Annotated in this window: 7 protein-coding genes; 3 read left to right on the forward strand and 4 right to left on the reverse strand. The window is 71.4% G+C overall.

Features of this window, described 5'->3' with window-relative positions; translation table 11 throughout:
* Window positions 1-91 precede the first annotated feature (91 nt).
* Entirely contained in the window at window positions 92-1,894 is a 1,803-nt protein-coding gene (locus ABT026_RS18585; RefSeq protein ID WP_351115649.1) for an ABC transporter ATP-binding protein, read from the forward strand.
* Between the two features lie 26 nt (window positions 1,895-1,920).
* Here the strand turns inward: ABT026_RS18585 and ABT026_RS18590 are convergent, their stop codons facing one another.
* Window positions 1,921-3,120 carry a M48 family metalloprotease gene (locus ABT026_RS18590; protein ID WP_351115650.1) on the reverse strand — a complete coding sequence of 400 codons (1,200 nt, stop codon included), beginning with the start codon at window positions 3,118-3,120 and terminating at the stop codon, window positions 1,921-1,923.
* Between the two features lie 204 nt (window positions 3,121-3,324).
* The gene (locus ABT026_RS18595; RefSeq protein WP_351115651.1) at window positions 3,325-4,425 is read right to left on the reverse strand and encodes an NAD(P)-binding domain-containing protein; all 1,101 of its coding nucleotides are present in this window, start codon (window positions 4,423-4,425) and stop codon (window positions 3,325-3,327) included.
* Window positions 4,426-4,499: 74 nt separating this feature from the next.
* On the opposite strand from ABT026_RS18595, the gene ABT026_RS18600 reads away from it, so the two are divergent.
* A complete protein-coding gene (locus tag ABT026_RS18600) occupies window positions 4,500-4,922 on the forward strand; it encodes a secondary thiamine-phosphate synthase enzyme YjbQ (protein ID WP_351115652.1) in 423 nt (140 codons plus the stop codon).
* Window positions 4,923-5,280: 358 nt separating this feature from the next.
* A complete protein-coding gene (locus ABT026_RS18605) occupies window positions 5,281-6,696 on the forward strand; it encodes a sugar porter family MFS transporter (RefSeq protein ID WP_351115653.1) in 1,416 nt (471 codons plus the stop codon).
* Window positions 6,697-7,157: 461 nt separating this feature from the next.
* Here ABT026_RS18605 and ABT026_RS18610 read toward each other — a convergent pair whose 3' ends face one another.
* Together ABT026_RS18610 and ABT026_RS18615 are read right to left on the reverse strand one after the other, a co-directional pair.
* Window positions 7,158-7,937: a hypothetical protein gene (locus ABT026_RS18610; RefSeq protein ID WP_351115654.1), complete on the reverse strand. Its 780-nt coding sequence runs from the start codon at window positions 7,935-7,937 to the stop codon at window positions 7,158-7,160.
* A 41-nt stretch (window positions 7,938-7,978) separates the two neighbouring features.
* Window positions 7,979-12,658, reverse strand: a complete 4,680-nt coding sequence (locus ABT026_RS18615; RefSeq protein WP_351115655.1) for a putative T7SS-secreted protein — start codon at window positions 12,656-12,658, stop codon at window positions 7,979-7,981.
* Window position 12,659: the final 1 nt, after the last annotated feature.

The following is a 12,659-nucleotide window of genomic DNA, read 5'->3' on the forward strand; positions in this document are numbered from 1 at the left end:
TTCCAACCCCACTTCCCGGTCCCACGTCACCCCACCGCTCACCCCTCCCGTAGCCCCGGCCCTCAGGCCCTCGCCCGCCCTAAGGGAGCCCATGCGCCCCGAACGCATCGACTGGACCCCGCCGCCCGCCGACCCCGAGCAGCCGCGGCAGGTACGCCGCATCCTGCGGCTGTTCCGCCCCTACCGAGGGCGCCTGGCCGTCGTCGCGGTACTGGTCGGCGCCTCCTCGCTGGTGTCGGTGGCCAGTCCCTTCCTCCTCCGCGAGATTCTCGACGTCGCCCTGCCGCAGCAGCGCACGGGCCTGCTGAGCCTGCTGGTCCTCGGCATGATCGTCAGCGCCGTGCTCGGCGGCGTCTTCGGAGTGCTGCAGACCCTGATCTCCACCACCGTGGGCCAGCGCGTGATGCACGACCTGCGGACCGCGGTCTACGGCCGGCTCCAGCGCATGTCCCTGGCCTTCTTCACCCGCACCCGCACGGGCGAGGTGCAGTCCCGCATCGCCAACGACATCGGCGGCATGCAGGCCACCGTCACCTCGACCGTGACGTCGCTGGTCTCCAACCTCACCGGCGTCATCGCCACCGTCGTCGCCATGCTGGCGCTGGACTGGCGGCTCACCGTCGTCTCGCTCCTCCTGCTGCCGGTCTTCGTCTGGATCAGCCGCCGGGTCGGCGACGAACGCAAGAAGATCACCACCAGGCGGCAGAAGCAGATGGCCGTGATGGCGGCGACGGTCACCGAGTCCCTCTCGGTCAGCGGCATCCTGCTGGGCCGCACCATGGGCCGCGCCGACTCCCTGACCCGCTCCTTCGCCGACGAGTCCGAGAAGCTCGTCGACCTCGAGGTCAGGTCCAACATGGCCGGCCGGTGGCGGATGGCCGTCATCGGCATCGTCATGTCCGCCATGCCGGCCCTGATCTACTGGACGGCAGGCCTCGCCCTCCACATGGGTGGCCCCGCCGTCTCCCTGGGCACGCTGGTCGCCTTCACCTCGCTCCAGCAGGGGCTGTTCCGCCCGACGGTCAGCCTGCTGTCCACCGGCGTGCAGATCCAGACCTCGCTCGCCCTCTTCCAGCGCATCTTCGAGTACCTCGACCTGCCGATCGACATCACCGAGCGCCCCGACCCGGTCCGCCTCGACCGGGTGAAGGGCGAGGTGCGCCTGGAGGACGTCGAGTTCCGCTACGACGAACACGGCGAGCCCGTGCTGTCCGGGATCGACATCGACGTCCCGGCGGGCGGCAGCCTGGCCGTGGTCGGCACGACCGGCGCCGGCAAGTCCACCCTGGGCCACCTGGTGCCGCGGCTCTACGACGTCACCGGCGGTCGGGTCACGCTGGACGGCGTGGACGTCCGCGACCTCGACTTCGACACCCTGGCCCGCGCGGTGGGCGTCGTCTCCCAGGAGACGTACCTCTTCCACGCCTCCGTCGCCGACAACCTCCGCTTCGCCAAGCCCGACGCCACGGACGAGGAACTCCACGCGGCGGCGCGTGCCGCGCAGATCCACGACCACATCGTCCAGCTGGCCGACGGCTACGACACGGTCGTCGGCGAGCGCGGTCACCGGTTCTCCGGCGGCGAGAAGCAGCGCCTGGCCATCGCCCGCACCATCCTCCGCGACCCGCCGGTGCTCCTCCTCGACGAGGCCACCAGCGCGCTGGACACCCGCACGGAGCGCGCGGTGCAGGAGGCGATCGACGCGCTCTCCGCCAACCGCACGACCATCACCATCGCCCACCGGCTCTCCACGGTCCGCGGCGCCGACCAGATCGTCGTCCTCGACCGCGGTCACGTGGTCGAGCGGGGCACCCACGAGGACCTCCTCGCCCTCGACGGCCGCTACGCGGCGCTGGTCCGCCGCGACACGCAGCTGGAGACGGCCGGGGGGTGACCCTCACCGCCCCGGGCCGCGCCGCCCTACGCAGCCCGGGCGACGCCGTCGCGCAGCACCAGTCGCTCCACCGCCTGCCCCGGCAGGCGGAGTTCGTCCTCGATGCGGACACGGTCGGCCTCGTCGAGCGTGACCGTCGCCGGGTACTGCGGGCCGAAGGCCAGCCGGGCCATGCGCCGGGCGCCGGTGTCCTCGTCAGCGGGTCGCAACCGGCCGCGCCCGCCGTCACCCTCCGCCGGCGGGCCGGCCTCGGCGGCGTCCCGCTGCTCCCGCAGGCGATCCGTGTGCCGGGCCACATCCTCCCAGAAGTCGTCCCGTCCGGAGGCCGCGCCGCGGGCCCTCGCGAAGCTCTTCCTCTCGACGGTCAGCCGATGCAGCTCCACGCCGATCGCGCGTGTCAGCTGCCTGTCACGCAGTGCGGCGAGCGTGGCCGGGGTGGACGCGACCCGTGCCGCGGCCTCGTCCGAGGCGAGCCGCGCCTGCCTCGCGGACGGCCGCGTGAGCCGCAGCAGCAGACGCTCGCACGCTGCCGCCGCGGTCCGCGGAAGCCACAGCAGACGCTCCGTCGCCCGGCTGCGGGCCTGGACGACGGAGACCCCCGCCGCCACGTCGTCCGCCCGGTACGCATGCACGTTGATGCTTGCCGAGGCCTGGGAACCCCCTGCCGCCATGGCCCGCACCCCACCGCGCAACGCCCCGAGGGCCGAGCCCACGAACACGCCGCGCCGGACGTTGCGGGGGCCGCTCTCGATCATCGCCTGCGCGACGGCGGCGATGCGCTGCTGGGGAGGACAGCCACCCCAGAGGGGGAGTCCCAGCGCCAGGCACCGCCTGCGGCGGAACCCGTGGTGGACGACGTGCGTGGAGAAGCCGGCGGTGAGCTGGACCGCGTCGACGCGTCGCACTCCGGCGCCGTCCGCCACCCGGTGCAGCAGCGCGAACAGAGCCGGCGCGTCGGTCTCCCGCAGCGTGGGAAGCTCCGGGTCGAGGCGCCCGGGGCGCGGGCGGAGCGCGAGCGTCAGTGCGAGCAGGAGCAATCCGATCATGGGCTGGACCACGGTGCTGAAGCCGAGCACGGTCAGCAGCAGACCGACGGTGAACAGTCCTGCCGTGACGACATGGAAGACGCCCGCGACCGCGTACGCGGCGACTGTCGCGGACCTGACTGTCGCGGACCTGACACGTGCGTCGCCGCGTGCTGTTCGATCGTCGTGGCCGATCGTCATCTCTTCCCCCCGTAGTGGCGCGCGCCGTGAAGTGGCGTGACCAGGCGTTGATCTGATCAGCAACGCCGGACGAGGACAAGATCCCGGCCGAGGTACGGAGCTGGATTTGAGGTTCCCGCCCCTCGGCCCGACCGGCCCGACTGCCCGGGGGAGCCGCTCGCGCCCTTCCGCGACGCGCTCCTCCGCCGGCCGCGGTCGTCGCGGTCAGGCCGCCTCGGCCCTCGCCAGGCTCTTGGGGCCGCTCTCCAGCAGCCGCCGGACCTCCCGCACCGCCGCCCGCCCCGCGCGGTTCGCGCCGATCGTGCTCGCCGACGGTCCGTACCCCACGAGGTGGACCCGCGGGTCCGCCGCCGCCCGCGTGCCGATCATGCGTATCCCGCCCCCCGGCTCGCGCAGCCGCAGCGGCGCCAGATGGCCCACGCTCGGCCGGAACCCCGTCGCCCACAGCACCACGTCCGCCGGGAAGACACGCCCGTCCGCCCAGGCGACGCCCTCCGGCGTCATCCGGTCGAACATCGGCAACCGGTCCAGCACCCCGCTCCGCAGCCCCTCACGGATCGCGTCGTTCAGCGGCAGTCCCGTCACCGACACCACGCTCCGCGGCGGCAGCCCCCGCCGGACCCGCTCCTCCACCATGGCCACGGCCGCCCGCCCCGCGTCCTCGTCGAACGGGCCCTCACGGAAGACCGGCGGCCGCCGCGTGACCCAGGCCGTGGCCGCCGCGTACGGGGCGAGCTCCAGCAGGTGCTGCGTCCCCGAGGCGCCGCCGCCGACCACCACCACCCGCAGCCCGGCGAACTCCTGGGGTCCGCGGTACCCCGCTGTGTGCAACTGCCGCCCCCGGAACGTCTCCTGGCCCGCGACACGCGGCACGAACGGCCGGTCCCAGGTCCCCGTGGCGTTGATCAGGGCCTGGGCGGACCACACCCCTGCCGAGGTCTCCACCCGCAGCCGCCCGCTCTCGCCCTCCCGCACCGCCCGCACCTCGACCGGCCGCAGAACCTTTAGACCGAAGGCCCGCTCGTAGTCCTCGAAGTACCGGGCGATCACCTCGGCCGACGGCCGAGCCGGGTCCGCCCCGGTCAGTTCCATGCCCGGCAGCGAGTGCATCCCGTGCACCTTGCCGTACGTCAGTGAGGGCCACCGGAACTGCCAGGCACCGCCCGGCCCCGGCGCGTGGTCCAGCACCACGAAGCCCTGCCCCGGCGTGAATCCGGCACGCCGCAGGTGGTAGGCCGCCGACAGCCCCGCCTGCCCGGCGCCCACCACCACGACAGCGGTCTCCCGTGCCCCTCGCTCGTCCACAACGCTCACAACCCTGCGAACGACCGGGGGCCCGCCTCTCTTCCCGCGCGGGGCGGATGCGTCAGGATGGCCCCATGTCAGACCGTTTCAGCTCCCGCGTCCTGCACATCACCACCGGCTCCTCCGAACGCGTCGCCGACATCACCCGCGACTGCGAGGAGTTCCTCCGCGAGGCGGCCGCCGGCCGCGACGGCCTCCTCAACGTCTTCGTCCCGCACGCCACCGCGGGCGTCGCGGTCATCGAGACCGGCGCCGGCAGCGACGACGACCTGCTCGCCGCCCTCCGCGACCTCCTCCCGGCCGACGACCGCTGGCAGCACCGCCACGGCAGCCCCGGCCACGGCCGCGACCACGTCCTCCCCGCCTTCGTCCCGCCCCACGCCACCCTCCCGGTCATCGACGGCCGCCTGGAGCTGGGCACCTGGCAGTCGGTGTGCCTGGTCGACACGAACGCGGACAACCCGAACCGTCAGGTCCGACTGAGCTTCCTCGGATAGGAGACAGCGTCCGCGACATCGGGATCGCGCGGAGCTCCAGGAACCGTCCCGGCTGAGCGCGATCACCGGGGCGACGTGTCTCCCCGGTGATCAGCCGCGGCTGCGCCACTCTCACCAGGTATGCACACGTCGTCGCCCGGCACTCACAAAGATTCCACATACATACAGGTCTTGAACGTAACGGCGAGTGACTGTCGCCATAAACTATGGTCAACGTCGCACTCTGTGAAGTGTTGACTTTAAAGATTGAACACTTAAGGTCTCCAGGGTTGAACTGCGTCCTCGGACGTCGCCGAACGTTTACCCCCACCCCGGCCCCCCTCACCGGCAACGATGCCGGTGCCCCCAGGAGTACAACGTGACCATCACTGCGGCCCCAGAGTCAGGAGCCCGGACGGCCCACCCGGAGCATCTCCGGCGTGTCGTCTTCATCACCGCCGCAGCCGCGATGGGAGGGTTCCTCTTCGGCTACGACAGCTCCGTGGTGAACGGCGCGGTCGAGGCCATCCGGGACCGGTACGACATCGGGTCCGCCACGCTGGCCCAGGTGATCGCCATCGCGCTGATCGGTTGCGCGATCGGTGCCGCGACCGCGGGCAGGATCGCCGACCGCATCGGCCGCATTCGCTGCATGCAGATCGCCGCCGTCCTCTTCACCGTCAGTGCCGTCGGCTCCGCGCTGCCCTTCGCGCTGTGGGACCTCGCTCTGTGGCGCGTCGTCGGCGGCTTCGCCATCGGTATGGCTTCCGTGATCGGCCCCGCCTACATAGCCGAGGTGGCCCCGCCCGCCTACCGCGGCCGGCTCGGCGCCTTCCAGCAGGGCGCGATCGTCGCAGGCATCGCCATGTCGCAGCTGGTCAACTGGGGCCTGCTCAACGCCGTCGGAGGCGACCAGCGCGGTGAGCTGATGGGCCTGGAGGTCTGGCAGCTCATGCTCGGCGTGATGGTGATTCCCGCCGTCATCTACGGCCTGCTCTCCTTCGTGATCCCCGAGTCGCCGCGCTTCCTCGTCTCCGTCGGCAAGTACGACCGCGCCCGCGCGGTCCTCCGCGAGGTCGAGGGCTCGAGCGCCGACCTCGACGGCCGCGTCGCCGAGATCGAGACCGCGATGAAGAGCGAGCACAAGTCGTCCTTCAAGGACCTGATGGGCGGCGGCTTCTTCTTCAAGCCGATCGTCTGGGTCGGCATCGGCCTCTCGGTCTTCCAGCAGTTCGTCGGCATCAACGTCGCGTTCTACTACTCCTCGACGCTGTGGCAGTCCGTCGGTGTCGACCCGTCGGCGTCGTTCTTCTACTCGTTCACCACGTCGATCATCAACATCCTCGGCACCGTGCTCGCGATGATGACCATCGACCGCCTGGGCCGAAAGCCGCTCGCCCTCATCGGGTCGGTCGGTATGGCGCTGGGCCTGGCGTTCGAGGCCTGGGCGTTCTCCGCCGACCTGGTCGACGGCAGGCTGCCCGCCACCGAGGGCTGGGTCGCCCTGATCGCCGCCCACGTGTTCGTGTTCTCCTTCGCCATCTCCTGGGGCGTGGTCGTCTGGGTCATGCTCGGCGAGATCTTCCCCAACCGGATCCGCGCCGCCGCCCTGGGTGTCGCCGCCGCCGCTCAGTGGGTCGCCAACTGGGCCATCACGGCGAGCTTCCCGTCCCTGTCCGAGTGGAACCTGTCGGCCACGTACGTGATCTACACGGTGTTCGCGGTGCTCTCCATCCCGTTCGTCCTGAAGTTCGTCAAGGAGACGAAGGGCAAGACGCTGGAGGAGATGGGCTGACGTCGCCGCAGGCGAACTCGCCGGCAGCACGATGTGCCCGCTCGTCCCCCAGCCGCCGGCCGCCCGCCGCCGATGCCTCTGTGAGGGTGTCGGCGGCGGTGCCGTGCCGCGTGCTCGGGCCGGCCCGCCGGCCGCAGAACGGTGGCCGGCCGCCAAGCACCTGCCTGTCCGAGATCCCGCAGCACCTCGGCGATGCTGGCCCGGTATGTTCGCAGCGCCTTCAGCCCGGCGGTGTAGCCGTCACGGTGTCGTGCGATGTCCGCGGACTGCTTCTGCGCCCGGACATCGCGCCAGAGCTCGACCGTACGGAGGCGGCGCCGTCGGTGTAGGCCGCCACCGGGTCCGGACAGCGGGTGAATCCTTGCTCTGCCACACAGTGGGACCACGCTTCCCAAGCCGCACGGAGGCGTGGACGCCGTAGGCGCCGAGAACTACGTCACCCCAGGTCACGTGCGACGCCCTCACCGGCGGGACCGGCCGGACCCCTCGCGGAACGCGCTCCAGGTCCGGATCACGGCCTCGCGGAGCTGCGCGTCGTCGAGATCCCCCGGCTCGGCGAGTTCCGGCTCGATCGCGTAGTCCTCCAGTGTCAGGAAGACCTGGTCGAAGAGGTCGGCGAGCGGCTCACGGATCCGCTCGCCGTTCGCCTGGGAGGCCCGCTGGTTCTCCCACCAGCCGCGTGCGAACTCCGGTGCGGTGCACGAGCCGTTGGTGAACGCGTCGAGGAGGGTCAGCAGTCGTGCTGCCGCGCTGTCCGGGGTGACGTCCTCGGGCCGGGACCACGCCCGGTTCCGCAGGGGATGAGCGGCGGCGACGGCAGGCAGGCCCGGGTGACTTCCGGAAACGGCTTCCGCGTAGCGACCGAAGAGGGCTCGCGCCGCGTCCACGCCCTCGCCGAAGGCCGCCGAGATGAAGGCGGCGTCACCGGCGACAAGGGCGTGGCCCGCTTCGGGGAACAGCACGGCGCCCCGTGCGTCGGGTGTGACGAGCAGGCTGGGCGGACGGACTCCCGTCCACTCCTCGCCGACCGGCAGGGTCGACGGCCTCGACACATTCGTGCCGGTGGACCCGCCCGACGGGTCCGACAGATCGATGCACAGGACGTGCGCTGCCCCCAGGGCACGGCAACCGGCCGCGATCCGGCCGGCCAACGCCGCGTCGACCTCCGCCCCCACGGGAACGGGGACCACCGGTCTGCCGCTCAGCCACGCCTGCGAGAAGGCGCCGTCCGGCCCCAGCACGAGCGCAGCGGCGCCTGACCGTTCCTGACGTTCCGGTCCTGTCATCCCCAGAGAAACCCATCGTCGACGATGCTCGTGAACTGCTTGTCGGTCAGCTTCCACGCCGACCAGAACGTACCGTCCGCCCGGAGCATGACCATCTTCTGGGACGCCGGATCGATGAACCCGACCGCCGTGCCCTGATGTCTGTAGTCGAAACGATAGATCTTGGTCCCGTCCGCCGTCATGTGGGTGCGCATGGCGTCCTCGAACCGCTGCATGTTGGCCTTGTTCAGGTTTCCCGGGTTGTCGAGGAAGTCCCCGGCGTGGGCGTGGAACTTCTTGCTCATCACCTTCTGACTGGTGAAGTCCGCCTTGTCCGCCCAGCCGCCACGGGCGCACGGGGCGAGCCCCAGCGGGTCGGTCCAGGACAGAGGATTGTCCACGTAGGCGGCGGGGTTGGGCGCCGGCTCGAGCCCGAGGGGATCAGCGGTGGTGTAGCGAGCGGTCTCCGGGTCGTAGTGCCGGAAGTAGTTGTAGTGCAGGCCGGTCTCGGGATCGAAGTACTGGCCGGGGAAGCGCAGGGGTGTGTACGTGGTGCTGCCGCGTGCCCAGGCGGTGGTGCCCCACAGGGTGGCGCGGGCCCGCCAGGCGATCTCGCCCTGTTCGTCCACGAGTTCGCTGGGGGTGCCGACCAGGTCGGTGACGATGGCGAAGAAGCGTGAGTCGATCTCCCGCTGCGAGGCGTCGGGCCTCAGGATCCGCTCGGTCTGGGCGAGAGGAGCGAGGCCTTGGTGGTCCCAGGTGAGGACGACCGGGCTCGGCAGGTCGGGTGACGTCGTGGTCTGCTCGCACAGGGTCGCACCGTCCCAGGTGAAGACCACCCGCTCGAGCACGGTCCTGCCGTCGTGTGCCATGCGCAGTTTGGCGGTGCGACGGCCCAAGGGGTCGTAGGTGTAACGCCAGCGGGTGCCGTCCGGAGTGATCACCGAGGTCAGGCGGTCCTCGGCGTCCCAGGTGTAGCGCCAGGTGTCGGGTTTGCGTGAGAGACGGGGCTTCTGTCGCGTCACCACCCGTCCAAGAGCGTCATGCTCGAAACGGACGCCACCCGCCCGGGTGACGGTGGTACCCGAGTAGACGCGCTCCCCGGTGGCCTCGTGGCCGGGGTGCGTGGCCGGCCACGACGCCTCGGTCTGGTTGCCGGAGGCGTCGTACGCGTACCGCTCGGTCCAGCCCCGTGCGTGGACAGCGGTGATCCGGCCCACCGGGTCGAGCTCGAAGACGCGGGTGCCGGAGAGCTGGTCGGAGATCGCGGTGACGTGCCCGTCGGCGCGGTAGGCGTAGGCGCGGCTGTTGAGGGTGCGGGAGCCGACGGTGAGGTGCTGGGTGGAGAGCCGTCCGGCCTCGTCCCGGAAGGAAGCCAGGGTGAGGGTCTCGCCGAACACCCGCCGGAGCTCACGGCCGGCCACGTCGTGGGTGAAGCGGATCTCGTGGCCGCCGGTGGTCATGCGGGTGGCGTGTCCGGCGGCGTCGTAGGCCAAGGTGGTGACGAGGCCGGTGGGCGTGGTGCGGCGGACCCGGCGGCCCGCGGCATCGTGGGCGAGCTCGAGGGTCCGGCCGTCGACGATCTCGGTCTTGAGCAGGCCTCGCCGGTCGTAACGCCGCACCAGGTCGCTGTCGGAGCCGGAGGCATGGACCAGACGTCCGGCCCGGTCGTAGGAGTAGGACGCGACGCGGCCCGCGGCCTCCTTGCGGACGACGCGACCGGCCTCGTCGTAGGCGTAGGCGATGACGCTGCCGAGATGGTCGGTCCTGGCGAGCAGTTGCCCGGCCGCGTCGAGGCTGTAGGTGACGGTGCGGGCGTCGAAGTCCGTCTCGGACACGAGCCGGCCCACCGCGTCGTAGCGGTACGTCCAGGTCGCTCCGTGCGGTCCGGTGACCTGGGTGAGCCGTAGGCCCGCGTCGTGCCGGAACTCGTAGCGGGCGCCGTCGGGGCCGGTCCGGGCGGCGAGAAGGTCGAAGTGGGTGTACTCGAGGCGGGTGACGCCTCCGACCGCGTCGGTATGGGTGAGGCAGTTGCCCTCGCCGTCGTAGGTCCACGACTCGGTGGCGCCGCCGGGAGCCGTGTACAGCGCGAGGTGACCGTCGGGGGACCAGGCCATGCGGCTGACGGCGCCGTCCGGGTCGGTGACGTGCACTTCGCGTCCGAAGGCGTCGCGCCGGACACGGGTGACGCTGCCCGTCGGGTCCGTGATCTCCACGGGCAGCCCGGCGGTGTCGCAGCGCACGGTGGTGACGGCGCCGAGGGGGTCGGTCACGGACGTCGGGCGGCCTGCGTCGTCGTAGGTGAAGCGGGTGGTGTGCCCGGCAGGGTCGGTGACCGCGGTGCGGTTGCCGCGGTCGTCGAACTCCTGGAACCAGCGGGCGCCGTCCGGCTCACGGAGCTCCGTCAGGAGTCCCGACGGGCCGCGGGTCGCGCTCGTCTCGCTCCCGTCGGGGTGCCTGACGGTGACCAGGAGACCGTTCTCCCCGTAGGCGAACGAGGTGGTGCGCCCCAGGGGGTCGGTGCGGCTCCGGAGGTTGCCGCGGTCGTCGTACGTGAGGCGGGTGGTGTTCCCCAAGGGATCGGTGGTGGCGATGACACGGCTGTAGCGGTCGATCAGGTGACGGGTGGTATGGCCTTCGGCCGTGGTGAGGGTGGTGGTGCGGTGACCGCTCTCGGGGTCGGGTTCGGTGTAGGCGAGGGTGATCTTGACATGGCCGGCTTCGCCGCCCTCCGCCACGACGCGGTCCTGGTCGTCGTAGGTGTAGTCGTAGCGGCTGTTGTTGGAGTCGATCCAGGCGGTGACGCGGCGTCGGTCGTCGTAGAGGAAGGTGGTGGTGGCGCCGGAGGGCTTGGTGACGGCGATGAGGTTGCCGTGCTCGTCGTAGCCGTAGGACATCAGCGGCACGTCGGCGCCGTCCTCGCCGGCTCCGGCGAGGGTGAGGGCGGTGATCCGGCCGTCCGCGAGGGCCAGCCTGACGTGGTAGCCGCCGGAGTGGACGAGAGCCAGAGGGAGGCCGTCGTCGGTGCGGTCGACGGTGACGCTGTGGCCGTTGCGGTCGGTGAGGGAGGTCAGCCAGGCGGTGCCGTCCTCCCCGGGCTCGACGCCGAACGGAGCGGCGAAGCGGCGGACCAGGCCGGTGTCCGGGTCGGTGACGGTGTAGTCGCCGTCGCCGTGACGTTCCAGCAGGGTATGGGCCGTGCCGGACTCGGGCCGGGTGGGGGCGCCGGGGACCGGGTGCGGGTAGGCGATGAGCAGGCCGTCCGGGGTCACGTGGAGGACGCCGACCGCGTCGATCTGCAGGTGCTCGTCGACCGTGGACGTCCAGGCCGGCCCGAGGAACCGACCGGCCGTGAGGCCGGACTCGGTGCGGCGGGTGAACGTCAGGGGCAGGATGCCGGGCAGTTCGACGTCGGTCTGCGGGAGGAACATGCGGCCCGAGGCGAGGTCGACGGGGTCGGTGCCGTCGGTGATGCGATGCGCGTCGGGGCGGTGGTGGGTGCCGTCGGGGACGTCGTCGAGGAGCTTGCGCAGCCGGGCGGCCTTCGCCGCGTCCGCCGCGAGCCTCACGCTCTTGACGGCGGCGCCTCCACCGCCGGTCGCCACCGTCAGCGCCAGGTCGGGTATGAGCCGGCCGAAGCCCTCCGAAGGGTCCTTCATGAAGTCGCTGATCATCTGCTTGCCGGTGCCGACGGGGTCGTTGACGGCGACCACGAGACCGGCGGCCAGACTGTTCAGATTGGTGGTGTACTCGGCGGGGTGGGTGATGTTGTACGGGTCGAGCGGGTTGATGCCGCGGACGAAGTTGACCAGGCCGGCGGTGCCCTTGATGATGCCGCCGCCGAAATGGTCGCCCATGATCTGCATCTCCTGCAGACCGGACAGCGCCTGCTCGGCGTAGGAGGGCTTCTGTGGGGCGGTGTCGCGGGCGGCGCGGACCGCCGAACGCGCCGTCTCGGCAGCGGTGTTCCGCTGCTTGCGGGCGTCGGCGAGGATGTCCTGCGCGTCCTGCATCAGCTTCTTGCCCGGATCGGTGAACGTCGGCGACGGGCGCGGCGGCAGGCCGCCGGCCGGGTACTTCTCCGGGTCGGCGTTGTGACGGTCGACGGCCGCGTTGAAGTCGTCGATCTTCTTGCGGTGCGCGTCCGCCGCCTCTTCGGAGGCCTTGACGCCCTCCTTCCATTTGTCGATGGCCCTTTGCGCCTGGTCCTGTGCCCAGATGACGGTTTGACTGAAGGTGTCCAGCGCGGCGGCGGCCTTCTCGCAGGCGTCGGCGCCGGTGAACCACTTCGGCGGCTGTGTGCTCACCGCCTTGCGCAGCGCCTCGGCGGCCTCACCCTTCAGTTTGGAGGAGTCCAGGCCCCGCAGACCCTCTCCGGCGTCGTCGAACGCGGTCTGGAAGCCGCGGAGTTTCTCGGCGGTTGCCTGGATCTTGTCCGGGCTGCCGTAGATGAGTTTGGTCTTGTCCTCACTCTGGCCGAGGTCCATCTCGTCGACCTCGGCGCCCATCCGGTTGGCCACCGAACGCGACTGCTCGCGCACCCAGTCGGCGCCGGAGTCCCAGCCGACGTCCTCGAGCCGGTCGGCGGTCCAGTCGCCCGCGCCCTCGATCTTGTTGCCGGCCCACTCGACGCCGTCCTCGACCGCGTCCTCCACGGAGTCCGGCGTGATGTCACTGATGAAGTCGCCGATACCCATG

It is taken from the genome of Streptomyces sp. NPDC002734, from assembly GCF_040295685.1.
Taxonomy (GTDB): Bacteria; Actinomycetota; Actinomycetes; order Streptomycetales; family Streptomycetaceae; genus Streptomyces.